Below are 26,332 nucleotides of genomic sequence, written 5' to 3'. Positions count from 1 at the left end.
CTCGCCGAAGCGGATCGTTATCCGTCAGAAGTGTCGGTTCCGGCCGCGAGTCGGGCCCGGCGCTCAGACCGCGACTTCCTCTTCGCCCTCGCCGTCGGGCTGTCGGAGTCGCTCGATGGTGTCGTTGACGAGGATGACGTCGCCGACCGCCCGCACCCACCGGTACGGGATGATGACGCCGTTCTGGCCGGCGACCACGTTCGAGAACAGTTCGTGGTTGAGTTCGCCGAGCGCGAGCCCCGCGACGACGCAGCCGTCCACGTTCAACTGCACGTCCTCGACCTCGCCCACGAAGACGCCGTTGTTGGAGTACACCTCCCGGCCGACCAGGCTGGTGATTTCCTGCGGTGTTCCGTCCATGTGAACTACGATTGCGTGGGTGGGTCTTAACTTTTGGCAGAGGTCGCCGAAATCATCCGGCGGTCCCCGCGGGCCCGACAGTTCCGCCCGACCGTCCTCGCTCGCCGCCGATCCCCGCGCCGGTCCGGACTCGGTCTGCCAACCACCACCGCGCTTTTCCGGCTTCGTGTTCAATGGCCGACGTGTCCGACGCTGTCGACAGCACCGAGGGTGCGGACACCGCGCAGGGGAACTGGCTCACCAGGAACTTCTGGATACTGAAGGGGCTCGTCGCGGCCGGGAGTCTCGTCGTGCTCGCGTTCGCCAGCCTGGCGTTCCTCGACGGCAACATGGCGAACGTGCTCTGGGCCATGGCGCTCACGATGGCGGTGCTCGTCCTGTTTGTTCAGGCCCTGTTCGGCGGACTCCAGTTCGCACAGTCCGCATAGATCGGTCAGCCAAGACCGGTTTCGATATTTCGGGTCGGATGGAGCGCCGACAGCGACAGCCGGCGCTGCGAGGGCTCCCGTCGAGAACGGTCGAGAGCCGTCGCCCAAATCTCACGCCGCGAGCGAGTCCAGTACGTCGCCGAGCCGGTCGAGGCCCGTCCGGGTCGTCTCCGGGTCTCGACAGGCCGCGATGCGGAACCGCTCGGGGTCGTCGAAGAACCGGCCGGGGACGACCAGCACGCCGTTCTCCCACGCGGCCGCGGCCACATCGTCGCCGTCGGCCGACTCGTGGGCCAAGAACGCGTACGGACAGCCGGGCTCGACCCGCCCAGAGAGGTCCGAACGCTCCTCCGCGAACGCTGCGAGTGCCCGCGAATTCTCGCGGACGCGCTCGCGCGACCCGGCAGCGAGTCGGTCGGCGTCGGCGAGCGCCCGACCCGCCACCCGTCGGCTCGGCTCCGCGACCGGTTCGAGGTGGCGGTCGAGCGACCGCGCTCGCGCCACGAACTCGGCGTCGCCGACCAGCCACCCGATGCGCAGGTCGCCGAACCCGAGGAACTTGGTCACCGAGTTCGTGACGACGGTGTTCGGGAGCCCGGCCGCCGTCGGTCCGCCGAAGGGACCGTCGCCGGCCTCGGCGTCGAACGGCGCGTACACCTCGTCGACGAGGAGCGTCGCTTCCTGGTCGCCCGCGGCGCGAGCGACCGCGGCGAGGTCGTCCCGACTCGCCCGGCTGCCGCTCGGGTTGTGGCGGTTCGTCGCAGTGACCAGCACCGTGTCCTCGACCGCGGCCGCGGTCACCCGCTCGGGGTCGAGCCGATAGCCGTCCTCGGCGGGCCGACGGAACCGGTCGACGGTCGCGCCCAGCCCCGCGGGCGTCGCCAGCAGCGGCTCGTACCCCGGCTTCTCGACCAGCACGCGGTAGTCCGCGGCGACCGGCTCGTCGTCGCCCTCGTTCGTCTCGGCGTCCCCGGCTCGCGCGAGCGCGGTCACGGCCGCCAGCAGGTTGGCGTGGGTCGCTCCGGCGGTCACCAGGACGTTCTCGGCGTCGACGCCGTACGTCGCCGCGAGCTGAGCCTCCAGCGTCGCGTCCTGGGTCGGTGCCTCTGCGAGCGCAGGGGGCACGAGCTCGCCGGCCTCGGCGGGCGCGCGGCGGAGGTCCGACGAGCCGAGGTCGTACGCGGCGTCCGCCGGCCGACCCTCGATCCAGTCGATGTACGCGATGTCGGGGAACATGTCCCGGTGTTCGGGGACCGCCGACATAGTCTTCGGGATGTGCGGCCGCCCCTGACAGTGCATGCAGTCGCCTTATTCGTCGGTAACTCCAAACGTCTGGCAGGAGCCCCCAGACCAATGCGCGACAACCCATCCGAGGCCACGGCCGAGACGGGGACCGCCACGACGGAGGACGCCGCGTTCGGGGGGCACGCGCTGGACCCCGAACCGACCGCGGACCTTCGCACCGGCGAGGCGCGGTCGGAGAAGCTCGACGCCGCCTTCGAACTGCTCGCCGATCCGGTCCGGCGGGAGGCGCTCCGTCATCTCGGCGAAGCCGACGAGGACGTGCTCGGGCTCGCGGCCCTCGCTGACGCCGTCGCCGCCGGGCGGTCCGACGACGCGGTCGAGGCCAGGTCGCTGGCGGTCGAACTCCACCACGCCCACCTGCCGAAGCTGGAGTCCCACGGGGTGGCGGCGTACGACCCCGAGCGACGGACCGTGGAGTACCGGGGTCGGGAGTGGCTCGACGAGTGGGTCGACCACGTCCGGCAGGTCGATTCGACGTAACTGTTCTCGATGAAGACTGCGCGCATTTCGCCCGGGTTCGGAGTCGCATCCTCACCGGACGCCGCAGAGCTCGCAGAAGTTCTCGACCAGCCGCTCGCCGACGTCGGTCAGCACGCTCTCGGGGTGGAACTGGACGCCGACGTGGGGACGCTCGCGGTGACGCACGCCCATGACGACGCCTCGCTCGTCGTCCGCTCGGTCGACGCTCCGCTCGCCGCTTCCGTCTTCTCGCTGCTCCCCGGTCGTCCACGCGGTGACGTCGAGGCTTTCGGGGACGTCCTCGCGGGCGACCGCCAGGGAGTGGTAGCGCCCGACCTCGAACGTCGCGGGCAGCCCCGCGAAGACGCCCTCCCCGTCGTGAGCCACGGGAGAGGACTTGCCGTGGACCACCTCCGGGGCGCGGCCGACCGGCGCGCCCTCGGCCGCGCAGAGCGCCTGGTGGCCGAGACACACCCCGAGGACGGGATAATCGGTCCGGGCGAACAGCGGGACCGAGACGCCGGCCTCCGCGGGGGTCCCCGGGCCGGGCGAGACGACGATGCCGTCGGGGTCGAGGTCCCGGACCGCCTCCACGGTGACGGCGTCGTTGCGCCGGACCGTGACCTCGGGGTCGAACTCGCCCACGTACTGGACGAGGTTGTAGACGAACGAGTCGTAGTTGTCGATGACGAGGATGGACATTGGTCGGGGTCGGACTCCGCGCTCCGGTCGTGAGATGGGCGGACGCGGTTATATCGTCTTCGGAGGCCAGCGACCGCTTCCGGCCGTGAGCATCCAAACATCCTTGGTCCTCGCCGCAGTCGATACGCGTGGCATTCCGTAGCACGACCTGGTGGGGTTCCCGTCCCGGGCGGACCGTCGGCCGGGAGCGACGGAGTCCCGGGGGAATGCCGGGGGAAACACATGACCGATGACACCGACGACCCGACCTGCGAGTGCGACACCGACCTCGACCGACGCGACGTGCTCCGGGGGACCGGCGCGCTCGCCGCGTTCGCGGCCGCCGGCGTGACACCGTCGGCTGCGCTCGCACAGTCCGACCGACCGGAGGGCGACCTCGAAGCGCTGCTCGAGGACATGCCGCGCAACTGGGGGCGATGGGGTGAGGACGACGAACTGGGGGCGTTCAACTTCCTCGGCGGCGAGCAGGCGCTCGCCGGGTTGGCCGCCGTTACGAGGGAGGGAGCGACCGGCGCGGAGACGTTCACCCTCCAGCTCTCGATGACCGGCGAGGTCTCGAAGGATCCCATCTTCCCGACGCGGACGGTCGCGCGCCGGACCAACACCCGCGACGCGCAGACGTACGAGCGCGGCGAGCACGAGCCGTCGGCCGGCGGAATCAAGTACAGCGACGACCGGTTTCTCAACCGGCTCTACCCGCAGGGGACGACCCACGTCGACGCGCCGGGCCACGCGTGGTACGGCGACCGGATCTACAACGGGTTCGACGCCGACACCACCGCCGCGACCAAGCGGTTCGACGAATCGCTCGAGTCCTGCGACGGCCAGCAGGTCGAGGAGACGCGAGGACTCGGCAAGGCCGACGTCTCGGGGGTCGCAGACCACGGCATCGTTGGCCGCGGGGTGCTGCTCGACGTCGGCCGGGCGAAGGGCGGCGAATCGAACCGGCTCGAACCCAACGCGTGCATCTCGCTGGCCGACCTCCGAGAGACCGCCGACAAACAGGGCGTAGAGCTCCGCGAGCGGGACGTCCCGCTGATCCGGACCGGGTCGGCGGCCCGCGCCCGCGACGACGACCCCGAGCACGAGTGGGCGCCGCTCGAAGAGCCGGGGCTCTGCTACAGTGAGGACCTCGTGAACTGGGTCCACGAGATGGAGTTCCCGGTCCTCGGGGGCGACACGCTCAGCGTCGAGAAGAACGTCCAGGTCATCGACGGCGAGGAGTATCTCGTGCCGCTCCACGGCGCGTTCCACCGGAACTTGGGCGTTCCGTTCAACGAGGTGCTCTGGCTCGAGGACCTGGCCGAGAGCTGCGCGAGCGACGGCGTGTACGACTTCCTGTTCGCCGGCGCGCCGCTCAACATCGAGCGGGCGACCGGCGCGCCCATCAATCCCGTCGTCGTGAAGGCGACGACTGGCGAGGGAGCGAACTGACCCCGATTCCGGTCACGGCCAGTCCTCACTGTCGCCGACCGGGTCCGCGACGACGCCGTCCTGCCGGGCCAGCACTCGGGCGTGGCCCGCGCAGACCTCGCGGTTCTCGCCCCACGGGACGTGGAGCCTGACGGTCGCGGGCTCCGAGCAGTCGGTCTCGGCGCACTCCATCGCGAGGCGGTACGACGCGCCGATACATCGATGTGTCGCCTCCGACTCCATTTAAAGAGTTTACACGGGAAAACAAACGATTGACACGATTCGCACGACAACCATCGATATGGACGAGACCGATACCCTATTCGACACGAGCCCGGACGCCGTCCGCCGCGTCGGGGACGAGACCCCGACAGTCGCGGTGGTCCGCGCGGTCGCGTCGGTCCGCGGCGCCGACCCGCTCGACCTCCCGCCGCTGGACGGCGTCCTCGATCCCGATGCGCTCGACCGCCTGTTCGACGGGACGTCCGCGGACCTCCCCCGCGACGGCGGACTCGTCGCGTTCGAGTACTGCGACTGCACCGTGGCGGTCGGTCCCGACGAGGTCCGGATTGTGGACGACGACTGACGCTCCCGCCGCACTTCGTCTCGGACTCGGCGTCTGTTCGACGGACCGTTCCCCGTTCTCGGCCACGCTGCCGGTTTCCCGACCGAACCCTCTCAGTCCTCGTACCGCCGCTTCTCGGCCATCGCGGCCTCCGTTCCGTACCGGTCGACGAGCGGTTCGTAGGCGTCGCCCAGCGCCCGCATGCACTGGCCCGCCGAGTGGAAGCCGAGTTCGTCGGCGACCCGCGGCCACGGGTGGCCCTGCAGCACCTTCCGGACCAGCAGGCGCTCCTCGCGGGCCGACAGCGGCGGCTCCTCCGCTCGCGCCACGCTCTTCTCTGGGTCCGCCGGCTCCTCCCCGGACGGCGAGTCGGTCCCGTCGTGCGGGTCGACGAAGTACTCGAGCGCGATTCGTCGGAACGGCCGGGGCGCGGCGTCGTACAGCCCCGGTCCGTAGGCGCTCGCCGCGACGGTCCGCCAGTCCCAGTCCGAGAGGTCGAGCGCGACGGGAGCGTCCACCGACCGCAGGAGCGCCCGCACCACGTCCGGGTCGGCGTCGCGCAGGGGGTCAGCCAGCATCGACGCGACGCGGGACGCGAACCACCGCTCGTGGCGGTCGCGGAGGTCTCTTCCCGACGGGCTCAGGGGGTCGAGCATCAGCGCCGAGTACTCGCCGCTGGTGTCGTTGCGCGTGGTCGAGAGCTGGACGGTCCGGTAGCCGTTCGCGCGCCAGAACCGGAGGAGGTCGGGCGTCGCGCCGTAGCCGACCCCGAGCCAGTCGAGGTCGTCTTCGAACTCCTCGCGGATCTCCGCGAGCAGTCGGGAGCCGAGTCCCCGCGAGCGCACGGCGTGGTGGGTGGCGATGCGCACGACCCGCATCCCGGCGGGGATTCCGGCGTCCTCGTCCCTGAGCTGGGAGGTCAGCACGTCCGGCAGCATGTTGCCCCGGACGCGGCCGCCCTCGTACATGTGTTCGCGCACGTCCGCGGGGAGGTCGCCCTCGCGGGCCAGCAGCGCGACCGCGACGACGCGGTCGCGGCCGGTCGCAGCGTCCTCCCGGACCAGCGCCCGCGCGGTCAGGTTCGGCGCGTCGAGGAGCCGCGCGAGGTCGTCGGGTTCGGTCCGGTAGTGTGCGAGCACCAGCAGGCCGAACGCCTCCCGGAGCAACATCTCGTCGGCCAGCAGGTCGTCGGGCGCGAGGTCGCGGTACGCGACCGACTCGGGCGTCGCGTCCCGGACCACCTCGTCGACCGCCGGCCGGGCGTCAAGCAGGAGCGCGCGGAACGCCCACGCCTCCACCGGGTCGCCCCCGGCGTACCGGATGGGGTCGTCGAGCCGGGCCTCGACAACCGCGCGGTCGCTCGCGTCGAGCCGGTCACGGAACCGGACCGAGAATCCCCGACCGGCGCCCTCGTAGCCGTGGACGGTCGTCGCGAACGCGACCCGGGGCGCGGCCAGGAAGCGCTCGAGCAGCCGGACCGACAGCGCGGCGGCCTCGTCGACGATGACCGCGTCGGGCGCGTCCGACTGGGGGGTCGACTCCGAGGTACGGAGGCCGGCGTCGGAGTCGCCGAGCAGGTCCGCGGCGTCCGTGGGGGACTCGAATCGGACCCGGCCTCCGTCGCCGTCTCCCTCGGTGTCCGGAACGCGAACCTCCCGCGGCGGGTCGCGGTCGGTCTCGACGTCGCGGCCGAGCGCCTCCAGCAGCGCCGCGGCCCGGACGAACACCTCGCGAGCGCTCCGGTACTCCGGGGCCGTCACCAGCACGTCGGCGCCCTCGGCGGCGAGCGCGCCGGCCGCGATGCCCGCCGCGCTGGACTTGCCCCTGCCGCGGTCGGCCTCGACGACCACGGCGGTCGAGTCCGGGTCGGCGTCCGCGCCGTTTTCCGTCGCCTTCCCTTCGGCACGGAGCGCCTCCAGTTCCCGGACGACCGCCATCTGGTCGGCCGTGAGACAGGCCTCGTAGGCCGCGACCGGGAACACGCGGTCGGCCGGCGGTTCCGGCAGATCGCCGGCGGTCCCGAGCCGAGGGGCCGGGTGGGTCAGCCCGTCCTGCTCCACGCGACCCGTATCGGCGTCGAAGATCGCGACCCCGCGGTGGGCGCGCAGGGTCTCCACAAATCGCTGCCGGAAGCGCCCGGTCACGTCGTCGACGCCGGCGGGCGGCACCGCGAGCGTCCGGTCGAAGTCGGACCGACGGTCGGGCCACTCGTCGAGCGGCGGCGCCAGCAGCACGAACAGCCCGCCGCCGTCGACCGCCCCGACGGTCCGGCCGACCGCGTTCGGCCGGAAGTCGGCGTGGGCGTCGAAGACGACGCAGTCGCGGGTCGTCCCGAGCAGGCGGTCGGCCCGAAGCGGGCCGACGCGCTCGCACCCGAGGCTCCCGGTGCCGACCAGCGTGGTCGCGCCGCGGTCGACCTCGGCCGCGTCGAGCGCGCGGTCGGCCGCCTCGTAACAGGCGTCGCGGTCGCCGGTCAGGACGAGCAGTCGGCGCTCGTCGGTCGCGCGGGCCTCCTCCCGGAGCGCGGCGGCGACCTCGGCGAGAGTCATGGTCGGGGGTTCGAGCGAGGCGGACAAGGGGCTTTCCTTCGCAGGGAGTGGCGGAGAGGAGGCAGGGCAGAACGGTTGCCCGGGAACCGAGCCCACGGAGCGACCGGCAGACCGCGCCCGGCCGCGAGTGACGCGCTCTCCCTTGCGTTCGTTTCGCACGCCGTCGGCGCATTTGAAAGCGCTTTTAAGGGGGGACGAACTACGCAAGGGTACGACCTGCGCGCGGTTGATGATGCTCCTAGCCGCACAGGAATCGCCCGGCAGGGGAGCCTGAGCCGACGCGCAGGGAGGTGAACAACCTATGCCAGTATACGTAAACTTCGACGTCCCAGCCGACCTTCAGGACCGCGCCGTCGAGGCGCTTGAGGTCGCCCGAGACACCGGAACCGTCAAGAAAGGAACCAACGAGACGACCAAGGCCGTCGAGCGCGGCAACGCCGACCTCGTCTACATCGCCGAGGACGTCCAGCCCGAGGAGATCGTGATGCACCTCCCCGAGCTGGCAGACGAGAAGGGCATCCCCTTCGTCTTCGTCGAGACCCAGGACGACATCGGCCACGCCGCCGGCCTCGAAGTCGGCAGCGCCGCCGCCGCGGTCACCGACGCCGGCGAAGCGCAAGACGACGTCGACGACATCGCCGACAAGGTCGAGGAACTCCGCTGAGGTGGTTGAGTCATGAGCGCAGAGGAAACCGAAGAAGAGGGCTCCACGCCCGCCGAAGTGATCGAGATCGTCGGCAAGACGGGGATGCACGGCGAGGCCATGCAGGTCAAGTGCCGCATCCGCGAGGGCGAGAACCAGGGCCGCATCATCACGCGGAACTGCCTCGGCCCCGTCCGCGAGGGCGACGTGCTGCAGCTGCGCGAGACCGCCCGCGAGGCCGACTCCATCGGAGGTCAGTAACCAATGCCCCAGACCCGAGAGTGTGACTTCTGCGGGGACGACATCGAGCCCGGCACCGGGACGATGTTCGTCCGCACCGACGGGAGCACCGTCCACTTCTGCTCGGCGAAGTGCGAGAAGAACGCCGACCTCGGCCGCGAACCCCGCGACCTCGAGTGGACCGAGGAAGGCGGCGCCGAGGAGGACGAGCAATGAGCGAGTCCGAGCGCACCTTCGTGATGGTCAAGCCCGACGGCGTCCAGCGCGGTCTCATCGGCGAGATCGTCTCCCGGCTCGAGGAGCGCGGCCTGAAGATGGTCGCCGGCAAGTTCACGCAGATCGACCGGGACCTCGCCGAGGAGCACTACGGCGAGCACGAGGGCAAGCCGTTCTTCGAGGGCCTGGTCGACTTCATCACGTCCGGCCCCGTCTTCGCCATGGTGTGGGAGGGCCAGGACGCGACCCGGCAGGTCCGCAAGATGATGGGCGAGACCGACCCGGCCGAGTCCGCCCCAGGCACCATCCGGGGCGACTACGGCCTGGACCTCGGTCGCAACGTCATCCACGGCTCGGACCACGAGGACCCCGGCGCGAACGAGCGCGAGATCGACCTGTTCTTCGACGAGGACGAACTGGTCGACTACGAGCGCGTCGACGAGCAGTGGCTGTACGAGTAGCGCCGTAGGCGTCCCTTCTTCGATTCGTTCTTACCCATATATAGCGGTTAGTACAGTTACTCCACCTACGACAAATAGTAGAAGACCACCCCAGAAAGTGACGTTGGAAACGGTTTTTGCTGAATAGACTTCTTGAGGGCACTTCTTCAACTCCTCCCAGAACGTTGAAGACTTTTGAAGCTGTTTCCCAGATATTATTGAGTTATTCCCAATTACCCAGTATTGGATGCCTAATGGCCGTTGGACTGGCTCGTCATGAATTCCTTCTGCATATTGTTCAGTTCGAGTTCGAAGAGACTCAGCTGAACGTCGTTGAATAAAATGATTTAATATTATTGTTCCAATTAGCGAAAGCCCGAGTCCTCCAATCATCACAGATAGCCCCGTAGTCAGGAGATTACCACTGCGGAATTCCCTCATGATAACTCCCACAATAGCAACTGAGGCAATAATCAGGAGATAGTACGAATTATGTAAGAGTCTATCTCGATACCGGAATTCTTCCCCAGCCTGCGTATACTCCGTGATGAGGAGTTCCTTGTCATAAGCATTCTCAGAAGGAGTGGTGTCGCTCTCTGTCTCATCCTCTTTCTCAGACAATGTCTTAGTCATCGAAAAGGTAGGACATATTCTAAACCTGTGAGTCTTTCGGATACGTTAGCCACTACTCCCTTCTTTCCGTACTACAAACTGCCGCGCGTGCAGGTCATCGCCCACCGAGGGTTCGGCGACGAGTACCCGGAGAACACCGTCCGGGCCGCGCGCGAGGCCGCGAAGGTCGCCGACGCTGTCGAGCTAGACGTGCGTCGGTGTGGCTCCGGCGAACTCGTCGCGTGCCACTGGGACAACGTGGAACTGATCACCGACGGCCGCGGCGACGTGACCGACCTGTCGGCGACGGAACTCGCCGACCTCCGGGTGGCGGACTCCGACTGGGGTATCCCACTCCTTACCGAGGTGCTGGAGGTGATTCCGCCGGAGGTGGACCTCAACCTCGAGATCAAGGGGTCCGGCGTCGTCGCCGACCTGCTCGCCCTGCTGGACGGAGTCGAGAACGAGGTCGTGATCTCGTCGCTCCACCCCGACCCGCTCTGGCGCACCCGGATGCTCGACGAGTCGATCCCCCTGGCGTTCAACTTCGGCGTGCGGCCGGACGCCAACTTCCTCACCGCGGAGGCCATCGGCGTCGAGTACGCCAACCCTCACTGGTCGCTGTGCTTCCTCACCGACCTCGTCGAGAGCGCCCACGAAGTCGGGATGGCGGTCCACGCCTGGCCCGTCGCGACCAGGCCGCTCGCCTGGGCGCTCGAACGCCGGGGTGTGGACGGTCTCATCGCGACCCGGCCGCTGGGCCGGTCGGCCCGGCGCGACCGGAACGACCGCGACGAGTCCGAGTCGACCGAAGTGACGGACGCTCGAACGAGTTGACCGCGGCCCACCCGCCGCGACGGTACCGGGGGACGCCGTTCGGAAACAACGCGGAACAACCCACACCGCGTGGAACGGTCGTTTTATGTGAGGACCGCGACACCTGCGAGCATGGACCTCGATACGACGCGGCGCGCCCTCGTTGCGGCCATCGTCGGCGGCGGCGCGGTCGGCGGGTCGCTCTCGCCGGTCCGGGGGTATCTCGACCGGTTCGCGCCCTACTCCGGGTCGGCGTGGCGGGACGCGACCGACCGGACGGACCGGCGGGTCGAGAGCCCGTACGGGGCGGCCGAGGTGCGATACGACGACTACGGGACGGCACACGCCGAGGCCGACGGCGAGCGCGCCCTCTACTTCGCGGTCGGGTACGCTCAGGCCGCCGACCGACTGTTCCAGATGGACCTCCAGCGCCGGGTGATGCGCGGGCAGCTCTCGGAAGTCGTCGGCGAGCGCGCGCTCGACTCCGACGAGTTCCACGTCAAGATGGACTTCGCGGGCGGCGCGGCCGCGAACCTCGAACTGCTCGACGACACTCCGACCGGGGCGGCGGTCGAGGCGTTCTCGGACGGCGTCAACGCCTGTCGGAAGCGGGAGGCGCTCCCGCTGGAGTTCGGCCTGCTCGACTACGAGCCCGACCCGTGGACCCCCGCCGACACGATGCTGATGGAGCAGCAGATCTCGTGGGGGCTGACCGGGAGCTTCTGGACGCTCCGTCGGGAGCGGATCGCCCGGAAGCTCGGCGCCGACGCTGCGGACCAGCTCTACCCCTCCCGGATGGACCACGATTCGCCGATCATCAGGAGCGAGAGCGAGTCCGCCACCACCGGTACCAGCGCCGGTTCACGGCGGACCGTCACGCCGTCGAGCGACTTCGATGGCGGCGCCCTGCTCGACTGGGTCGGCGAGTTCGAGCGCCCGCCGGGCGTGGGGTCGAACAGCTGGGTCGTCTCGGGGAACCAGACCGCGAGCGGAAATCCCATCGTCGCCAACGACCCCCACCTCTCGCTGATGGCGCCGCCGGTCTGGTACGAGATGAACCTCCGGACCGACGACGTGAGCGTCCGCGGGGTCACCTTCCCGGGCGTCCCGTTCGTCGTCATCGGCGAGAACCACGCGGGCGCCTGGGGGTTCACCAACGCCGGGGCCGACGTCATCGACTTCTACCGCTACGATACCGACGATGCGGGCGACCGCTACCGGTACGAGGGCGAGTGGCGCGAGTTCGACACCGAGGAGCATACCATCCGGGTCAGCGACGGCGACGACAGAACGGTCACGGTCCGGAAGACGGTCCACGGCCCGGCGCTCGAACGCGAGGGCCAGCGGGTGGGCGTCTCGTGGACCGGACTCACGGCGACTCGCACCTCGCGAGCGATTCACCTCTACAGCAAGAGCAGGGGGATGGACGACTTCCTCGCGGCGACCCGGAAGATGGATCTGCCGACCCAGAACGTGGTGTACGCCGACCGGGACGGCAACACCCTCTACTACGTGACGGGGAAGATTCCGATTCGAACAGTGGGCGGCGAGGAGGTCTCGGGCACCCGGGTGTTCGACGGGTCGGCGGGCGAGGGTGAGTGGCGGGGCTTCGAGCCCTTCGGCGTCTCCTCGTGGGAGGGGTTCGTCCCGTTCGAGGAGAAGCCCCACGTTATCAACCCCGACTACCTCGGTACCGCGAACCAGCGCATCGCCGACGACCCCCAACATTACATCGGCGAGCGCTACAGCACGCCCTACCGGGGTCAGCGGCTCTACGAGATGCTCGACGAGCGAGCGACGTCGGACAACCCCATGGATCCGCAGTTCATGCGGCGCGTCCAGCGCGACGCCAAATCGGCCCGCGCCGAGCAGTTGCGCGAGGAATTGGCCGCCGCGGCCGAGGGCCGGGGTCTCGCCGACGCCGCCGACCTGTTCAGGGACTGGGATGCCCGGATGACCCGCGACTCGCGGGCCGCGCTGGTCTTCGTGAAGTGGTTCGAGCAGTTCCGCCGAGAGACGTTCGGCGAGGAGTTCGAGGCCGCAGGGCTCGACGAGTCGTACTACCCGAACGACTGGGTGCTGGCGACGCTGCCCGACGACAGCCGGTGGTTCGGCGACGCGGGCCGCGAGGCCGCGATGGCCAGGGCGCTCCGGACAGCCCTCGACGAGGTCGAAGACGGCGCGACCTACGGCGACTACAACACCACCGGGGCCATCACCCACCCGTTCGGCCAGCCGTTCCTCAACTACCCGGCGTACCCGACCGACGGGTCGGCCTACACCCTGAACAACTACCGCAAGGAGTCGGCGGTCGGCAGCAGCTGGCGGATGGTCTGCCCCGTGGCCGAGCGCGAACAGTCGGTCTGCGTCCTGCCGGGCGGCAACTCCGGGGAGTACTTCTCCGACCACTACGACGACCAGCTCCGGCTCTGGGCCGACGGGAAGTACAAGTCCATGAGCCGCGACCTCGCCGGCGACACCGCCATCACCTTCGAGCCGGAGGGCGACCGATGAGCGACGTCTCGGAGGGGACCGTCCCCCCTCGCGACGACTCCACCGGCGACGGAGAACCGACCGAGGACGACGGCGACCCGTCCGGCGCAGACCGCGGCGCGGTGCGGACAGCGCTGGCCGAGATACGGACCGACACCAGAGCCAGGTGGGCCGCGCTTGCGGCCGGTGCCGCCGCGGGCCTCGCGGCGGCGTGGGTCCACTGGTACGGCTTCCTGCTGGGCGGGGCGCTGGTCGGACTCGCCTCGAGGGACCTGAAGCGCGGCCTGCTGGCCGGGGTCGGGTTCGGACTGCTCGCCTGGGCGGTCTTCGCCGGCCTCGTGGCCTCGGCCGGCGGACTCGGGGCCTACCTCGGGATGGGTCGGCTGCTCTACCTGAGCGTCGGGATTCCGGTGGGCCTGTCGGCGCTCGGGTCGCTGGCCCGTGGCGTCGTCTGAAGGGACTCCGCTCTCACATCGTCTTCCGCCCGTTCACTCCTCGACGTCGACGTGAGGATAGAGCAGGGCGTACCCGATGTCCTGCGCGAAATTGGCGACGACCCCGAGCACCACCGGCAGGAGCGAGACCCCGAGCATCAGCGGCAGGTCGTGGCCGCCCTGCATCGCCCCGAGCGTCAGCGTCCCGAGGCCCGGGACGCCCGCGACCGCCTCGACGACCACGATCGCGACCAGCACCATCCCGAGCAGGTCGACGAAGAACAGCGACAGCAGCGAGACGACCGTGTTCCGCACGATGTGCCGACCGACCCGCCAGACGCCGGCCCCCTTCCCGCGGGCGGTCTTGACGAACTGGGCCGACGCGTACTCGCCGAGTTCGGTCCCGGCGTGGCGCAGCTGGATGCCGAACAGGTACAGCCCCATCACCGCGGCCGGGTAGACCGCCGCCTGGAGGTTGGCCGGGGCGAGGGGGCTCCGCGAGGAGAAGTAGGTTATCTCGTCGCCCGTCGCCACGAAGTAGTACGGGAGCACCCACCACTTCAGCAGGTACGCGAACAGGAATATCGGAATGCTCACGCCGATGTACGAGAGGCCGTCCGTCAGCCGGCCGAAACTACTGCTCTCGGTCGCGACCGTGTACATCCGAACCGCGGTGCCCGCGACCACCGCGAACGCGAGCGCCGGCACGAAGTACGCGAGCGTGAACTCGACGTGGTCGACCAGCACCGACCAGACCGGCGCCTCGTAGCTGAACGACCAGCCGAGGTCGAGCCGCAGGAGCCCCGACAGCCAGTCGACGTACCGCCGCGTGATGGGAACGTTCTGGTTCGTGGCCGCGAGGTAGGCGTTCACCGCCTCCGTCGCGTTCCCGCCGCTCATCGCGGCCGCGTTGCTGACGCGGTACCGCTGGGGATCCGCGACCGACGTGACGAACGCGAACCCGATCGTGAGGACGACCCAGACGGTGACGACCATCCCGGCGAGCCGCCGGAGCACGAACGAGCGCCGGCTCACGCCTGGAACCTCCGTTCGGCAACGACGGCGGCGAGCGGAGCGATTTGGATTCCGTTCGGGTAGTCGGGACCGGACGATGGGGTTCCGGTCCGCGACGACCGAGACCAGTCTCCGTCGGCCTTCGGGCGGGAGGGCAGAACGAGCATCGGTGACTTAGGTGGACCGAGATGGGCGATGATGTAATATAAATATTTATACTTATCCGACAATCTTTTCGGAGTAGTTCGATACATGAGCTCTGGTCCCCCGTCGCGGAACGAGCGATTCGAGACCCTCGACTGGGAGCGCGTGGACCCCGACGGCGGACGAATCGGCTGGCACGTCCGAGCGTTCGTCGTCGGGGTCGGACTGCTCGCGGTCGCCTACCTCGCGGACCGCTTCGGTCCGGGTCGACTGCCGCTGGTCGCGACGTTCTCGTGGCTCGACTGGCTGACCGGCGCGTCGCTGATCGCGCTGCTCGCCTTCGTCGCGATCCCGGTAGCTCGGAACCGCCGAACCGCCGCGCGCTACTGGTCTCGCTTCCGGACGAACCGGCTCGGGGTCGCGAGCCTCTGTTACCTGCTCGCGTTCTTCGCCGTCGGACTGCTCGGTCCGCTCGTCGTGTCGCCGCCGAAGCTCAGCATCCTCCACGCCTACCAGCCCCCGGTCTGGCTCTCGGTCGACACCATCCACGTCACGTCGTGCGTGGGTCGGGTCGCGGACGGCCGGTGTCACGGCACCTGGCAGTACCCGCTCGGGACGACCTCCACCGGGAAAGGCGTCGTCCCGTACGCGATCCTCGGGGCGCGGTCGACGCTCCAGGTCGCGCTGGTCTCGGCGACGCTGCTGGTGCCGACGGGCGTCGCCGTCGGATTCGTTGCCGCGTACGCCGGCGGCCGCGTCGATGCGGTGCTGATGCGGATCGCGGAGCTCTTCCAGACCCTCCCGGCGTTCCTCATCTACCTCGTCCTCCGGCCCTGGGTCACCGACCACCGACTGTTCCTGATGGTCGTCGTGTTCGGGCTGGTGAGCTGGGGCGGGCTCGCCCGACTCGTCCGCAACGAGGCGCTCGAACTCCGCGAGGCCCAGTACGTGCGGGCCGCGAAGACCATCGGTGCGGGCGAGCGGACCATCGCCCGCCGGCACCTGCTGCCGAACGTCGCCGGGCCCGTGCTCACGAACGCGACCCTCCAGGTGCCGATGCTGATCCTCACCGAGGCCGCGCTGTCGTTCCTCGGGTTAGGCGACCCGGCGGTCCTCTCGTGGGGCCAGACCATCGCCATGGGTATCAAGGACTTCGGCATCTCCCCGGCGTGGTGGGTCACCGCGCCGCCGGCGGTGCTGCTCACCGCGACGGTGCTCGCGTTCAACGTGTTCGGGGACGCGCTGGAAGACGCGCTCGACCCCGACGACTGAGGACAGGTGCGACCCGACGGCGAGTAGTCGGTCGCGGCCGGCTACTCCCGCTCGACGTCAGCTTCCTGTTCGGCCTCGTCCTGCAACTCCGTCCGGCGGATCTTCCCCGTGACCGTCTTGGGGAGGTCGTCGACGAACTCGATCTCGCGGGGGTACTCGTGGGCCGAGAGCTCGTCGCGGACGTGGGTCCTGATCTCCTCCGCGAGGTCGTCGGACGGCTCGGCGCCCTCGCTCGGGACGACGTAGGCTTTCACGATGTTGCCGCGCTCGCGGTCGGGCTTGGGGACCACCGCCGCCTCGGCGACCGCCGAGTGTTCGCCGAGCGAGCTCTCGACCTCGAACGGGCCGATGCGGTAGCCCGACGAGATGATGACGTCGTCGGCCCGGCCCTCGAACCAGAAGTAGCCGTCCTCGTCCTTCCTGGCCAGGTCGCCCGAAAGGTACCACTCACCCTCGGGTCCGTCCACGAAACACGCCGCGGTCTTCTCGGGCTCTTCCCAGTACTCGGCGAAGAAGCAGGGGTAGTCGCCGCGCTGGGCGATCTCGCCCGTCTCGCCCGGTTCCATCGGCTCGCCGGTCTCGGGGTCCACGACCTCGGCCTCGACGCCCGGCAGCGGCTTGCCCATGCTGCCCGGTCGGAGCTCCATCGTCGGGTAGTTGTTGATGATCATGTTCCCGGTCTCGGTCTGGCCGTAGGTGTCGTGGATGGTGACGCCGAGGGTCTGCTCGCCCCAGTCGACCACGCCGCCCGAGAGCGGCTCGCCGATGGAGAGCGCGTGGCGGAGGTCGAGGTCCGCGTCCGCCAGCACGTCGTCGTTCTCCCTGAGCATCCGGTACGCCGTCGGGACGCTGAATAGAACCGAAATCGGGTACTCGTCCAGCAGTTCGGCCCACGACTCGGCGTCGAACTCGCCCTCGTAGGTGAACAGCGACGCGCCCCAGAACCACGCGCCGAGGGTGTTGATGGGCCCCGTGAGCCACCCGAGGTCCGCGGTCGACCAGTAGAGGTCGCCGGGCTGGAGGTCCACCGCGTACCGCTGGGTGGCCGCGACGCCGGCGACCCACCGCTGCTTGTGGAGCACGCCCTTCGCCGGGCCGGTCGTCCCGCTGGTGTAATAGAGCAGCGCGTCGTCCTCCCCGCCGGTTCGGACCGCGTCGTACTCCGGACTCGCGTCGTCGAGCGCGTCGGCGAAGTGGACGTCGTCGGACGCCACTTCCCCATCGCTCCCAGCCTCGCCCCGGTCCACCGTAATCACGTGCTCGACCGACGGGGCGTCGTCGAGCGCGTCGTCGACCGTGTCGCGGTTGTCGCTCGTCGTCACGACGACCGACGCGTCGCAGTCGTCGAGGCGGTAGGAGATGCCGTCCGGACCGAACCGCTCGTTGACGCCGCCGAACACCGCGCCGCGCTTGAGCGTTCCGACCAGCGCCACGTAGTGCTCCGGGACGCGGGGCATGTACGAGAACACGCGGTCCCCGCGGTCGACGCCCAGGTCCTCGAGCGCGTTGGCGAACCGCCCGGACAGGTCGGCCAGTTCCTGGAACGTCGTCTCCGTGAGGTCGCCGTCCTCGCTCACCTGTCGAAGTGCGATTGCATCGCCGCCCTCCGCGTGACGGTCGCAGACCTCGTGGCCGACGTTGAGTTCGTTGGGCGCGTCCCAGTCGGCCTCGGCGTAGATGTCGTCCCACGAGAACGATTCGCGCAGTTCGTCGTAGTCGGCGAGGTTGTGGCCCTCTGGCATGACAGGCCACCTACTCCAGGGAGCGGAATAACGCTACCGTCGATTTTCAGTTGAGACAGATAACGTGGCCGAGAGATGAGCCGTCAGTCCAGCCGCCGCATCTGCTCGCGGTGCAGCGTCACGATGAGGTCCGAGAGGACCCCGAACATCACCAGTTGCACCCCGAACAGGATGCCGAACGCCGCGACGATCGCCAGCACTTCGTGGCTCTCGCGGGGGACTTTCACGAACCACTCGTATCCGACGTAGGCCGCCACGGCGACCCCGAACAGCCCGCTCAGCACGCCGACGCTTCCGAAGTAGAACAGCGGGTTGCTCGTCTTTGCCAGCTGGTAGAGCGTGAGCAGGATGACTCCGCCGTCCCGGATCGGGTGGAGGTTGGTGTCCGACCCGTTGGGCCGGGCCTCGTACCGGATGGGGACGACCGTCGTGGCCACGTCGTGCTTGACGCACTCGACCGCCATCTCCGTCTCGACCCCGAATCCGTCGGCGTCGAGGTAGAAATTCTCCATCGATTCGCGGGTGAACGCCCGGTAGCCGCTCAGGATGTCCTCGAAGTTCTCGCCGTGGATGTGGCGGAACACCCGGTTGAACATCCCGTTGCCGAATCGGTTGAGTCGGCTCATCGCACCGTCCTCCATGTCCGCGAAGCGGTTGCCGATGACGTGTTCGTACCGCCCCTCCAGGAGCGGTTCGAGCATCACGTCGGCGTCCTCAGGTCGGTAGGTCCCGTCGCCGTCGAGCATCAGCACGTACTCGGCGTCGATGTGCCGGACCGCCTCTCGGATCGCCTGTCCCTTCCCGGTGCCGGACTGCTGCATCACGCGCGCGCTGTGCTCGCGGGCCTCGTCCGTCGTCCCGTCGGTCGAGTTCCCGTCGACGACGAGGACGTTCTCGAATCCGCGACTCGTGAACCCGTCGATCACGTCGCCGATCGTCTCGGCCTCGTTCAGCGTCGGGATGAGCACGCAGACGTCCTCGCGGTCGGCCATTAGGAGTGCGTGGTCACCACGAGCGCAAAAGGCTTTCCAACCGGTCGTTTCCCGACTCTCTCGGACAGCTCTTTCGCGTCGGGGGCTCTAGGCGGCAGTCAACCCCGTTACGCCCCCCGATTATCAGGCGTGAAAACGGACGAATACTATATATATTGGTGGTGGTACGTCACCAGTGGGAAAGTTCCCGAACGCAATACGGTACGAAGGATGATAGGAAAATATCTCTCAGCGGCAACAGACAGAATCGAGGGCGCGGTCAACGACCGCGGTCAGGTGGGTATCGGTACGCTCATCGTGTTCATCGCGATGGTGCTGGTCGCGGCGATCGCGGCGGGCGTGCTCATCAACACGGCCGGGTTCCTCCAGACGAAGAGTGAACAGACCGGTCAGGAGAGCAGTGCGCAGGTCTCGAACCGCGTGCAGGTCGTCAGCGGGTTCGGACACGTCGCCAACGAGGAGGTCGACTACATCAACCTCACGGTGATGCGCGGGTCCGGTTCCGATGACATCAATCTCTCGACCGCGACGATCGAGTGGATCGGTCCGAACCGCGCCACCACGCTGACGGAGGCAAACACAGATACTAAAGAAGGCTACGCGGTACAACAACCAGGTGACAAAGGTGGCAGTATCACCGACTCCGACCTTGGTTCGTATGACTACTTCAACGTCTCTGCAATCAAGGACCCCGACGACTCCGTCCCGGTCCTTGACGAGCAGGACGACCGCTTCAAGATCGCGATGAATACCACCGCGATTGCTAATTCCCGTCTCTCCGAAGGTCAAGAGGTCGAACTCAAACTGACCACTCAGTACGGCGCAGTGACCATCTACCGCGCGAACGTCCCGCAGTCGCTCTCGCAAGAGAACGCCGTCACGGTCTAATACGACGGGCCTTCCTCTCACGTCCCGTCCGAATCCCATTTTTCGCTATGCCGTCCCGACGAGCGACCAACAGTATGTTATAGCCCGATTCCATATCCGGTCTTATGAACGCTCTCGTCGCCGCTGCCGGGGCGCTGGTCGCCGCCACGGCGCTCCCCTACCTCGCGTTTTTGACCCTCTACGCGCTAATCCGGCCGGGCGGGTCCTCCGCCGAGAAGCGCGAGGCCGAACCGACGGTCAGCATCGTGCTCCCGACGTACAACGAGTCGGGCATCATCGAGAAGAAGCTCGATGACGTCGTCTCGCTCGACTATCCGATGGAGAAGGTGGAACTGGTCGTCGTCGACTCCAGCGACGACGAGACGCCCGAGATCATCGAAGACTACTTCGCCGACCGCGAGCACCCCGACCTGAACCTGATCCGCGAGCAGGAGCGGCGGGGGCTCGCACCCGCACTCAACGACGCGTACGCCGCCGCAGAGAACGAGATGGTCGTCAAGACCGACTGCGACTCCTACGTCGCCGACGACGCGCTTCAGGAGGCCGCCGCCAACCTCGCCGACCCCGACGTGGCGGCCGTCACGGGACAGAACGCCGAAGTTCTCGGGGGGAGCGAGGTGGAGGCCGGCTACCGCGGAGTGCAGGCCCACATCCAGACGCTGGAGTCGCACCTCGACTCGACGCTCATCTTCCACGGCCCGTTCTCGGCATTCGAGAACGACGCCATCGTCCCCATCGACCCGAACTCGCTTGCCGACGACACCGAACTCGCGCTGAAGATTCGCCGAGGGGGTGGTCGCGTGCTGTTCGACCCCGCGATCCGGTACAAGGAGGCGTCTCACTCGGGCTTCGGCAAGCGACGACTCCAGAAGGACCGTCGCGGGATGGGGCTCATCCGGCTGCTCGCCCAGCACCGCGACGCGCTCGGCAGGTACGGCAAGTACGGGAAGGTCGTCCTGCCGTTCAACTGGTGGTTCATGGTCGTCTCGCCGTGGCTGGTGGCGCTCGACGTGCTCGCGCTCACGGCGGCCGGCGTCTCGGTCGCGGGTGCAGCCGGTCTGGCGGTCCCGGCCGCGCTGGCTGCCTTTGTCTGGCTGGGTCAAAAGGACCTTCTCGGCCCGCTCCAGGCCGTCTACGCCGTCTTCGACTCGCAGGTGTCGCTCCTGCACGCCGCGGTTGAACTCCTCCGCGGGAAGGGCGACGGCACGTGGGAAGTCGACGAGGAGCTACGGGAAGCGTTCGAGTGAGGAGGCGTCGATGAACATTCTTCAAGTCGCGCCGCGGTATCCGCCTCACACAGGCGGCGTCGAGACCCACGTCGCGGAGATCAGTCGACGACTCGTCGCCCGCGGCCATGACGTAACGGTGTTCACTGCCGACGCCGCTGACGGGCTCCCTCGCCGCGAGACGCGTGACGGCGTTCGAGTCCGTCGGTTTCCCGGGTTCGCGCCCGGCGGCGCGTTTCACGTCGCGCCCGGCATCGCGCCCGCGGTCCGGCGGACCGACCCCGACGTCGTTCACGCCCACAACTACCACTCGCTGCCCGCGTTCTTCGCAGCGCTCGGGGTGACAGAAACATTCGGGTTCCGCCGGGGAGCCGACGACGTCCGGTTCGTCGTGACTCCTCACTACCACGGCGGGAGCGCGAGCGACCTCCGGGACCGACTGCTCTCGCTCTACCGACCGCTCGGCGGGTGGGCGCTCCGACGCGCCGACGACCTCGTCGCAGTCAGCGAGTGGGAGCGCGAGCAGTTGCGGGCGGACTTCGGTGTGGACGCCACCGTGATACCGAACGGCCTCGACGTCGAGCGATTCGCGGACGCGATGCCAGAGGAGCGAGAGCGCCCCTATCTGCTCTGCGTCGGTCGACTGGAGGCGTACAAGGGCGTCCAGCACGCGATTCGCGCCCTCCCCGAACTCCCGGAATACGACCTGGTGGTCGCCGGGTCGGGCGACTACCGGTCGGAGTTGGAGCGCGTCGCCCGCGAGGTCGGGGTCAGCGAGCGCGTGGAGTTCCTGGGCTACGTTGACGACGAGCGCCTGCCGGGCCTCTACGCCGGCGCGGCGGCCTATCTCCTGCTCTCGGAGTTCGAGGCGTACGGCATGACGGTGGCCGAGGCGCTGGCCAGCGGGACGCCTTGCGTCGTCCGGACCGGGAGTGCGCTCGACGACTGGACGTCCACTTCTGGAGTTATTGACATCCACGAAGTCGATGCTATGACCGTGGCCGAAGCAGTCATTAAAGTCCGGAACACTGATACTGACGATACGCAAATCGCAGAGTGGCCGGCTATTATAGACAAATTAGAGAGGCGGTACAAATCGAAATGAGCGGAAAGCGGCGAAGTTATACATCCAAAGCACAAGGTCCACACTAATGAATCCCAATGTCCTTCTAATAGTTCTTGATAGTGTCCGGGCGAGCAACACGAGCCTCTACGGACACGAACACGAAACTACACCATTTCTTGAAACGTTCGCAGAGGAAGCGACGGTCTACGAGCAGGCTCGATCACCCGGGACGTGGAGTCTTCCGAGTCATACTAGCATGTTTACCGGGCTTCACGTCGAGGAACACGGCGTCACGCGCGCGAAACACTCGCTTCGTAAAGGGCACACGATCTTCGAGGAGTTGCGGGACGACCACGGCTACGAGACGGGCGTCTTCTCCGAGAACACCTGGATCACGGATATGGACGTCGGGCTGAAGGACGCCTTCGACACCGTGGAGGGCGCCCGGAATCTACCGTATCCCGACGCGGTGGATCCGAGCAACTTCGTGCTGACCGAGGGACAGGGGCAGTATCTCGCGTATCTCCGGCACTGTCTCGCAAGCGACGCGCCGTTGCAGTCGCTGGTCAACGGCGTCGTCACGAAACTCGCGTGGGACTACCCGCGGTACCTCCCAGACACGCTGACCGCGAGCACGCCCTCGGAGGTGTATGCCGATCTCTTCCTGGACTGGGAAGCCGAGCGCGACGGTCCGTGGGCGGCCTGCATCAACTTCATGGACGGCCACCTCCCCTACGAACCTGACACCGGCCACGATGGCTGGGGCGGCGAGAAGTTACGCGACCTGCAAGAGGAGATGAAAGACCAAGTCTGGGAATTCAATGGCGGTCGGCGACCGTGGTGGCAACGCAAGGCCCTCGAAGGTCTCTACGACGGAACAATTCACCAAATGGATAATCAGATCGGTCATGTGATGAAAGTCCTAGACGAGCGCGGCGTCCTCGAAGATACGCTGGTTGTCATCACCGCTGATCACGGTGAGGGATTCGGTGAACCAAGTCGAATCAGGCCCGGAGCGCGGGTCGCCGCTCACGGTGCGGGCATCCACGAGACTCTCCTTCACGTACCACTGGTGGTCCGTGCCCCCGGCCAGCGAGACAGCGAATGCGTCTCTGAGCCGGCGTCACTTACGCAGTTCCCCGAGGCGGTCCACTCGCTATTGGACGACGATTGGGACGAGGCGGCCTTCGTTCCGGACGGGCCAGTCGTCGCTTCCTCGCATGGTCTCGAAGAACCGATGGAGGAGCGTGCGAGCAAGTACTGCGACGATCTCTGGCGGTTCAACGGTGACGCCAGAGCAGTTTACCGCGATGAGGGTAGCTTCGTCCGCAAAGATATGACCTGGCGAGATGAGACCGTGTCAGTTCTCGTCTGCGACTCGAAAGCGGCGACGAGGATCGACGACGCCGACGCCAGTGACTGGGTCGAATCGACCTTCGAGTCCATTGAGGACCGGGGCGTGCGCGACGAAAGTGATGGGATGGGCGACGTGGACGAGATGACTCAGAAGCGACTCGAAGATCTTGGATACGCCTGAACACCGGTCGATTTCCTAACTCTTAAGTATCTTCAGGACTTTCCTGCCAAGGATACGGGCCGCTACCGGTCCGAACGTCGTTGGATGCCGCCGGACAAGATACACCATCCACTCTAAATGCTCGAACTCGTCCATCCCCTTGCCCGTGTCCTCGTCGTAGTGAGGGACCGACTCCCGGTCGAGTTGGAGTACCTGCCCGCCAACCTTCTCGACACGGATGGCGAAATCCGTGTCTCCACCATGATGTCTGCTCTCGTCGAATCCACCTACGGTTCGCCAGAGGTCCCGATGGAATATCATCAACCGTCCGATAATCCACCGTAACGGTGGAAAATCGGCGAGACCTGCGAGCGTCCGGTCGTTCATTCGCTCAATCGTCCCTGCGACCGTCTCAGTCGGAAATTCGATGTCGTCGTCGGCGATAACTATCCAATCATTACTCGCCTCTTCGACGCCGGCGTTTCTAGCGGCGTTGAGTCCGTCGTCCCGGCGAACGACGACCTCCGCGTCTGATGGGATGGTTTCGGGGGTGACGATGTTCGCTCGAGCGGTAGGAACGACCACCGTAACTTTATCGAATATAGCATGCATTTGTTCGTACGGTAGCCGATAATAGCGGTTCGACGGGTTAAAGCGTATTCGTTTCGACAACACGCTTCTGACCGAGGCAGAACTCTTGTCTTTGACGAATCGTCGAGAGAAAACCGCAGGCATTTATTATCTTCGCGAAGATTCTCGGCCATGAGCCAGATTGCGACAGCTATTATTGGTTGTGGGAACGCAGGACCGAACCAACACGTCCCAGCTATCGAAATAAACCCTCGTACGACACTAGCTGCAGTCTGTGACTTAGACGAAGACCGAGTTCGTTCGGTAGCACGCGAAACCGGGGCAACTGCGTACACCGACCTCGAGCAGATGTTGGCTGAGGAGGATCTCGATTCCGTCCACATCTGTACACCTCCACAGACTCACGTGGCAATCGCGGAAGTGGTTCTCGAAGCAGGAATCCCAGCTCTTATCGAGAAACCGGCGGCAATGAATAGCAAGGAGGTCCAGAAACTAATTGACATCGTCGACGAAACTGACACTCTCGTTTCGGTCGTCCACAATAAACTATTCCTTCCGTTTGTTCAGGAAGCACTCAATCGCGTGAAAAACGATGAAATCGGAGACGTTGTGTCGGCGACAATGTTGTTCTCAAAGGACGAGTACCTCCTGGAAACACCCCGCGGTGACTGGGTATATGAGCTTCCGGGTGGAGAACTCGGCGAGGGGAGTCCCCATCAAGCGTACGTCCCCCTCGAATTCGTAGGGCGATTGGACGAGATTGTCTGCGTCTCGAAACAAAATTTTGCAGACTATGGCGAACCGATAGAATTCGACGGGGTCTCCATCGAGGCACAAGATACTGAAGGCCGTTTAATAACTATAAAAATAATCACTAATTCAGTCTCGCAGGATCAGCTACACGTTCACGGAACAGATGGTGAGCTTCGCGTCGATTTCATGAAAAAAGGGACGTTCGATTACACGACTAAGTCGGGATTCTCGGCCGGTTCACTCGTTATCGACAGTCTTGATGCTGCGGGGCAACACGTATTTAATGTTGGTAAGAACGCGTTTAGCTATCTTGAACGCGAGTGGTATCGGAAACAGGGCGACGAACGCGGTGAGCACAGTAATGGCCACTACGTGGTGATTGATCAGTTCGTAGACGCAATTCAAGGTCAAGGGGAACCACCAGTCCCTCTAGAGGACGCGTACGATACTATGAGAATTCTTGAAGCACTCGATGAGTGAGTTTCGGTCGCAGAAGAAATCCAAATCCGTCGTTATTAAAGCGGGTAGTGGCATAGTACGAGCAGATGACCCTCGTTGTGCTCGCTCTTGACGCGCTTGATCCCGCTCATGTAGAGCGATCCGGAACGGACGAATTCCAACTATCCACCTATGGGGAGTGTGAAACCTTTTCATATATGTACGAGAAACCCCATACAATCGAAGTGTGGCCCACAATTGCGACGGGATACCACCCTTCAAAACATGGGATAACAAAGGAGCGAACTAGTCAGTGGGACAATCCCGTGGTAAACTTTGCGTCCCGATTTGTGGGCTGGCTTCCGGGTAAGCACCGTGCTGCCTTGGGGGAGGCAGCTGAAAGAGTTACCGGTGCAGACTGGGAATTGGAGGAAGTTGATGCCCCAACTTTCTTAAACGGGCCGGGGCGAGTCGTTCACAACTGGCCAGGCGTCCACCGCGGAGAGGAACTTCAGCGCGCATGGGACATATTCAGAGAAGCGAACCAGAACGACATGTCGATGCAGGAATTCGACCGCGAAATCCGCGGAATCGCCGCCGAGCAGTTCGGGTGGTGTCGCGAGATGCTCAACCATGATTTGAACCTCGTAGCGACACACATCCACGTAATCGATGCCACTGGACACGTCTATCGGAACAATCAAAAGCGCTACTACGACACGTACCAGTGGACTGCGGAGCGAGTCAGTGAAATCCGATCAGCGATGTCTTCGGAGGACGAACTGCTTATAATCAGCGATCACGGAATAGATACTCCTTGGGTGTCTCGAAAGCGGGACCAAGACATTGGCAGTCACTCTTGGCGTGCGTTCTCTTCTACCACACTAGACACGCGGCCGGAAAGTGTCTTCGACGTGAAAGAATGGGTCGAAAACCATGTCGATGATGCGACTGTCGACGAAGAAGATATCGACATCCCAGAAGAGCAACTCCGCGACCTTGGCTACATTTAGTT

At 66.4% G+C, this 26,332-nt stretch carries 28 protein-coding genes; 18 read left to right on the top strand and 10 right to left on the bottom strand.

The features are described 5' to 3' along the window. Positions 1-63: 63 nt before the first annotated feature. Positions 64-360 carry a PRC-barrel domain-containing protein gene (locus DVR07_RS07405; protein ID WP_115796094.1) on the bottom strand — a complete coding sequence of 99 codons (297 nt, stop codon included), beginning with the start codon at positions 358-360 and terminating at the stop codon, positions 64-66. Positions 361-533: 173 nt separating this feature from the next. Here DVR07_RS07405 and DVR07_RS07400 point away from each other — a divergent pair, with 173 nt between their 5' ends. Further along, the gene (locus DVR07_RS07400; RefSeq protein ID WP_115796093.1) at positions 534-788 is read left to right on the top strand and encodes a hypothetical protein; all 255 of its coding nucleotides are present in this window, start codon (positions 534-536) and stop codon (positions 786-788) included. Between the two features lie 111 nt (positions 789-899). Here DVR07_RS07400 and DVR07_RS07395 read toward each other — a convergent pair whose 3' ends face one another. After that, positions 900-2,024, bottom strand: a complete 1,125-nt coding sequence (locus DVR07_RS07395; RefSeq protein ID WP_115796328.1) for a pyridoxal phosphate-dependent aminotransferase — start codon at positions 2,022-2,024, stop codon at positions 900-902. 117 nt (positions 2,025-2,141) lie between these two features. Here DVR07_RS07395 and DVR07_RS07390 point away from each other — a divergent pair, with 117 nt between their 5' ends. Then, the gene (locus DVR07_RS07390) at positions 2,142-2,573 is read left to right on the top strand and encodes a DUF7344 domain-containing protein (RefSeq protein ID WP_115796092.1); all 432 of its coding nucleotides are present in this window, start codon (positions 2,142-2,144) and stop codon (positions 2,571-2,573) included. Between the two features lie 51 nt (positions 2,574-2,624). Here DVR07_RS07390 and DVR07_RS07385 read toward each other — a convergent pair whose 3' ends face one another. Beyond that, entirely contained in the window at positions 2,625-3,254 is a 630-nt protein-coding gene (locus tag DVR07_RS07385; protein WP_115796091.1) for an anthranilate synthase component II, read from the bottom strand. 222 nt (positions 3,255-3,476) lie between these two features. Here DVR07_RS07385 and DVR07_RS07380 point away from each other — a divergent pair, with 222 nt between their 5' ends. Then, entirely contained in the window at positions 3,477-4,688 is a 1,212-nt protein-coding gene (locus tag DVR07_RS07380) for a cyclase family protein (RefSeq protein ID WP_115796090.1), read from the top strand. 12 nt (positions 4,689-4,700) lie between these two features. Here the strand turns inward: DVR07_RS07380 and DVR07_RS21430 are convergent, their stop codons facing one another. Next, positions 4,701-4,910: a hypothetical protein gene (locus tag DVR07_RS21430; protein WP_162829379.1), complete on the bottom strand. Its 210-nt coding sequence runs from the start codon at positions 4,908-4,910 to the stop codon at positions 4,701-4,703. Between the two features lie 58 nt (positions 4,911-4,968). Here DVR07_RS21430 and DVR07_RS07375 point away from each other — a divergent pair, with 58 nt between their 5' ends. Further along, positions 4,969-5,253: a HalOD1 output domain-containing protein gene (locus tag DVR07_RS07375; RefSeq protein ID WP_115796089.1), complete on the top strand. Its 285-nt coding sequence runs from the start codon at positions 4,969-4,971 to the stop codon at positions 5,251-5,253. Between the two features lie 92 nt (positions 5,254-5,345). On the opposite strand, the gene tmcA is transcribed toward DVR07_RS07375, so the two are convergent. Continuing rightward, positions 5,346-7,781 (bottom strand): tRNA(Met) cytidine acetyltransferase TmcA, encoded by a 2,436-nt coding sequence (gene tmcA / locus DVR07_RS07370; RefSeq protein WP_115796088.1) that lies wholly within the window; start codon positions 7,779-7,781, stop codon positions 5,346-5,348. Positions 7,782-8,082: 301 nt separating this feature from the next. Between tmcA and rpl7ae the strand changes: the two genes are divergently transcribed. From rpl7ae to ndk, 4 genes are read left to right on the top strand one after another with little or no spacing between them, the layout of a single operon-like run. Further along, positions 8,083-8,445 (top strand): 50S ribosomal protein L7Ae, encoded by a 363-nt coding sequence (gene rpl7ae / locus DVR07_RS07365; RefSeq protein ID WP_115796087.1) that lies wholly within the window; start codon positions 8,083-8,085, stop codon positions 8,443-8,445. Between the two features lie 12 nt (positions 8,446-8,457). Then, positions 8,458-8,685: a 30S ribosomal protein S28e gene (locus tag DVR07_RS07360; protein ID WP_115796086.1), complete on the top strand. Its 228-nt coding sequence runs from the start codon at positions 8,458-8,460 to the stop codon at positions 8,683-8,685. Positions 8,686-8,688: 3 nt separating this feature from the next. Next, positions 8,689-8,880: a 50S ribosomal protein L24e gene (locus DVR07_RS07355; protein WP_115796085.1), complete on the top strand. Its 192-nt coding sequence runs from the start codon at positions 8,689-8,691 to the stop codon at positions 8,878-8,880. Continuing rightward, positions 8,877-9,341, top strand: a complete 465-nt coding sequence (gene ndk, locus DVR07_RS07350; protein ID WP_115796084.1) for a nucleoside-diphosphate kinase — start codon at positions 8,877-8,879, stop codon at positions 9,339-9,341. Before DVR07_RS07355 ends, ndk begins: the two co-directional genes overlap by 4 nt. A gap of 30 nt (positions 9,342-9,371) precedes the next feature. Here ndk and DVR07_RS21425 read toward each other — a convergent pair whose 3' ends face one another. Then, on the bottom strand, positions 9,372-9,953 hold the full coding sequence (locus tag DVR07_RS21425) for a hypothetical protein (RefSeq protein ID WP_162829473.1): 582 nt from the start codon (positions 9,951-9,953) through the stop codon (positions 9,372-9,374). Positions 9,954-10,040: 87 nt separating this feature from the next. Between DVR07_RS21425 and DVR07_RS07345 the strand changes: the two genes are divergently transcribed. The 3 genes from DVR07_RS07345 to DVR07_RS07335 all read left to right on the top strand — a co-directional run bounded on the left by DVR07_RS07345 (position 10,041) and on the right by DVR07_RS07335 (position 13,696). Then, positions 10,041-10,769: a glycerophosphodiester phosphodiesterase gene (locus tag DVR07_RS07345; RefSeq protein WP_162829472.1), complete on the top strand. Its 729-nt coding sequence runs from the start codon at positions 10,041-10,043 to the stop codon at positions 10,767-10,769. Positions 10,770-10,880: 111 nt separating this feature from the next. Further along, positions 10,881-13,262, top strand: a complete 2,382-nt coding sequence (locus tag DVR07_RS07340; RefSeq protein ID WP_115796082.1) for a penicillin acylase family protein — start codon at positions 10,881-10,883, stop codon at positions 13,260-13,262. After that, entirely contained in the window at positions 13,259-13,696 is a 438-nt protein-coding gene (locus DVR07_RS07335) for a hypothetical protein (RefSeq protein WP_240147450.1), read from the top strand. The genes DVR07_RS07340 and DVR07_RS07335 overlap by 4 nt, the downstream gene beginning before the upstream one ends. 33 nt (positions 13,697-13,729) lie before the next feature. On the opposite strand, the gene DVR07_RS07330 is transcribed toward DVR07_RS07335, so the two are convergent. Continuing rightward, positions 13,730-14,710, bottom strand: coding sequence for an ABC transporter permease (locus tag DVR07_RS07330; protein WP_115796081.1), 981 nt, complete (start codon positions 14,708-14,710; stop codon positions 13,730-13,732). Positions 14,711-14,941: 231 nt separating this feature from the next. On the opposite strand from DVR07_RS07330, the gene DVR07_RS07325 reads away from it, so the two are divergent. Further along, positions 14,942-16,105 (top strand): ABC transporter permease, encoded by a 1,164-nt coding sequence (locus tag DVR07_RS07325; protein WP_115796080.1) that lies wholly within the window; start codon positions 14,942-14,944, stop codon positions 16,103-16,105. A gap of 41 nt (positions 16,106-16,146) precedes the next feature. Here the strand turns inward: DVR07_RS07325 and DVR07_RS07320 are convergent, their stop codons facing one another. Both DVR07_RS07320 and aglJ read right to left on the bottom strand, forming a co-directional pair. Continuing rightward, positions 16,147-17,847: an acyl-CoA synthetase gene (locus DVR07_RS07320; protein ID WP_115796079.1), complete on the bottom strand. Its 1,701-nt coding sequence runs from the start codon at positions 17,845-17,847 to the stop codon at positions 16,147-16,149. 83 nt (positions 17,848-17,930) lie between these two features. After that, positions 17,931-18,839, bottom strand: a complete 909-nt coding sequence (aglJ, locus tag DVR07_RS07315; protein ID WP_115796078.1) for an S-layer glycoprotein N-glycosyltransferase AglJ — start codon at positions 18,837-18,839, stop codon at positions 17,931-17,933. Positions 18,840-19,049: 210 nt separating this feature from the next. On the opposite strand from aglJ, the gene DVR07_RS07310 reads away from it, so the two are divergent. The 4 genes from DVR07_RS07310 (at position 19,050) to DVR07_RS07295 (ending at position 23,556) form a co-directional block, all read left to right on the top strand. Next, positions 19,050-19,727: an archaellin/type IV pilin N-terminal domain-containing protein gene (locus DVR07_RS07310; RefSeq protein ID WP_115796077.1), complete on the top strand. Its 678-nt coding sequence runs from the start codon at positions 19,050-19,052 to the stop codon at positions 19,725-19,727. Positions 19,728-19,831: 104 nt separating this feature from the next. Beyond that, positions 19,832-20,974: a glycosyltransferase gene (locus DVR07_RS07305; RefSeq protein ID WP_115796076.1), complete on the top strand. Its 1,143-nt coding sequence runs from the start codon at positions 19,832-19,834 to the stop codon at positions 20,972-20,974. 10 nt (positions 20,975-20,984) lie between these two features. Then, positions 20,985-22,058, top strand: a complete 1,074-nt coding sequence (locus DVR07_RS07300; RefSeq protein WP_115796075.1) for a glycosyltransferase family 4 protein — start codon at positions 20,985-20,987, stop codon at positions 22,056-22,058. A 46-nt stretch (positions 22,059-22,104) separates the two neighbouring features. Next, positions 22,105-23,556: a sulfatase gene (locus tag DVR07_RS07295; RefSeq protein ID WP_115796074.1), complete on the top strand. Its 1,452-nt coding sequence runs from the start codon at positions 22,105-22,107 to the stop codon at positions 23,554-23,556. Positions 23,557-23,571: 15 nt separating this feature from the next. Here DVR07_RS07295 and DVR07_RS07290 read toward each other — a convergent pair whose 3' ends face one another. Beyond that, complete coding sequence (locus tag DVR07_RS07290) at positions 23,572-24,120, bottom strand: glycosyltransferase family 2 protein (protein WP_162829471.1); 549 nt, start codon at positions 24,118-24,120, stop codon at positions 23,572-23,574. 177 nt (positions 24,121-24,297) lie between these two features. On the opposite strand from DVR07_RS07290, the gene DVR07_RS07285 reads away from it, so the two are divergent. Beyond that, positions 24,298-25,359: a Gfo/Idh/MocA family protein gene (locus DVR07_RS07285; protein ID WP_115796072.1), complete on the top strand. Its 1,062-nt coding sequence runs from the start codon at positions 24,298-24,300 to the stop codon at positions 25,357-25,359. A gap of 65 nt (positions 25,360-25,424) precedes the next feature. Continuing rightward, positions 25,425-26,330 carry an alkaline phosphatase family protein gene (locus DVR07_RS07280; RefSeq protein ID WP_115796071.1) on the top strand — a complete coding sequence of 302 codons (906 nt, stop codon included), beginning with the start codon at positions 25,425-25,427 and terminating at the stop codon, positions 26,328-26,330. Positions 26,331-26,332 lie beyond the last annotated feature (2 nt).

The sequence above is a fragment of the Halorussus rarus genome (genome assembly GCF_003369835.1).
Classification (GTDB): domain Archaea; phylum Halobacteriota; class Halobacteria; order Halobacteriales; family Haladaptataceae; genus Halorussus; species Halorussus rarus.
Note: the sequence above shows the minus strand (reverse complement) of the source record. Positions and strands in the feature narration are given on the sequence as shown.

What these genes read in the sequence shown, in the direction of transcription:
- DVR07_RS07405 (WP_115796094.1), bottom strand. Translation starts at nt 360, where the DNA reads ATGGACGGAACACCGCAGGAAATCACCAGCCTGGTCGGCCGGGAGGTG.
- DVR07_RS07400 (WP_115796093.1), top strand. Translation starts at nt 534, where the DNA reads ATGGCCGACGTGTCCGACGCTGTCGACAGCACCGAGGGTGCGGACACC.
- DVR07_RS07395 (WP_115796328.1), bottom strand. Translation starts at nt 2,024, where the DNA reads ATGTTCCCCGACATCGCGTACATCGACTGGATCGAGGGTCGGCCGGCG.
- DVR07_RS07390 (WP_115796092.1), top strand. Translation starts at nt 2,142, where the DNA reads ATGCGCGACAACCCATCCGAGGCCACGGCCGAGACGGGGACCGCCACG.
- DVR07_RS07385 (WP_115796091.1), bottom strand. Translation starts at nt 3,254, where the DNA reads ATGTCCATCCTCGTCATCGACAACTACGACTCGTTCGTCTACAACCTC.
- DVR07_RS07380 (WP_115796090.1), top strand. Translation starts at nt 3,477, where the DNA reads ATGACCGATGACACCGACGACCCGACCTGCGAGTGCGACACCGACCTC.
- DVR07_RS21430 (WP_162829379.1), bottom strand. Translation starts at nt 4,910, where the DNA reads ATGGAGTCGGAGGCGACACATCGATGTATCGGCGCGTCGTACCGCCTC.
- DVR07_RS07375 (WP_115796089.1), top strand. Translation starts at nt 4,969, where the DNA reads ATGGACGAGACCGATACCCTATTCGACACGAGCCCGGACGCCGTCCGC.
- tmcA (WP_115796088.1), bottom strand. Translation starts at nt 7,781, where the DNA reads ATGACTCTCGCCGAGGTCGCCGCCGCGCTCCGGGAGGAGGCCCGCGCG.
- rpl7ae (WP_115796087.1), top strand. Translation starts at nt 8,083, where the DNA reads ATGCCAGTATACGTAAACTTCGACGTCCCAGCCGACCTTCAGGACCGC.
- DVR07_RS07360 (WP_115796086.1), top strand. Translation starts at nt 8,458, where the DNA reads ATGAGCGCAGAGGAAACCGAAGAAGAGGGCTCCACGCCCGCCGAAGTG.
- DVR07_RS07355 (WP_115796085.1), top strand. Translation starts at nt 8,689, where the DNA reads ATGCCCCAGACCCGAGAGTGTGACTTCTGCGGGGACGACATCGAGCCC.
- ndk (WP_115796084.1), top strand. Translation starts at nt 8,877, where the DNA reads ATGAGCGAGTCCGAGCGCACCTTCGTGATGGTCAAGCCCGACGGCGTC.
- DVR07_RS21425 (WP_162829473.1), bottom strand. Translation starts at nt 9,953, where the DNA reads ATGACTAAGACATTGTCTGAGAAAGAGGATGAGACAGAGAGCGACACC.
- DVR07_RS07340 (WP_115796082.1), top strand. Translation starts at nt 10,881, where the DNA reads ATGGACCTCGATACGACGCGGCGCGCCCTCGTTGCGGCCATCGTCGGC.
- DVR07_RS07335 (WP_240147450.1), top strand. Translation starts at nt 13,259, where the DNA reads ATGAGCGACGTCTCGGAGGGGACCGTCCCCCCTCGCGACGACTCCACC.
- DVR07_RS07325 (WP_115796080.1), top strand. Translation starts at nt 14,942, where the DNA reads ATGAGCTCTGGTCCCCCGTCGCGGAACGAGCGATTCGAGACCCTCGAC.
- DVR07_RS07320 (WP_115796079.1), bottom strand. Translation starts at nt 17,847, where the DNA reads ATGCCAGAGGGCCACAACCTCGCCGACTACGACGAACTGCGCGAATCG.
- aglJ (WP_115796078.1), bottom strand. Translation starts at nt 18,839, where the DNA reads ATGGCCGACCGCGAGGACGTCTGCGTGCTCATCCCGACGCTGAACGAG.
- DVR07_RS07310 (WP_115796077.1), top strand. Translation starts at nt 19,050, where the DNA reads ATGATAGGAAAATATCTCTCAGCGGCAACAGACAGAATCGAGGGCGCG.
- DVR07_RS07305 (WP_115796076.1), top strand. Translation starts at nt 19,832, where the DNA reads ATGAACGCTCTCGTCGCCGCTGCCGGGGCGCTGGTCGCCGCCACGGCG.
- DVR07_RS07300 (WP_115796075.1), top strand. Translation starts at nt 20,985, where the DNA reads ATGAACATTCTTCAAGTCGCGCCGCGGTATCCGCCTCACACAGGCGGC.
- DVR07_RS07295 (WP_115796074.1), top strand. Translation starts at nt 22,105, where the DNA reads ATGAATCCCAATGTCCTTCTAATAGTTCTTGATAGTGTCCGGGCGAGC.
- DVR07_RS07285 (WP_115796072.1), top strand. Translation starts at nt 24,298, where the DNA reads ATGAGCCAGATTGCGACAGCTATTATTGGTTGTGGGAACGCAGGACCG.
- DVR07_RS07280 (WP_115796071.1), top strand. Translation starts at nt 25,425, where the DNA reads ATGACCCTCGTTGTGCTCGCTCTTGACGCGCTTGATCCCGCTCATGTA.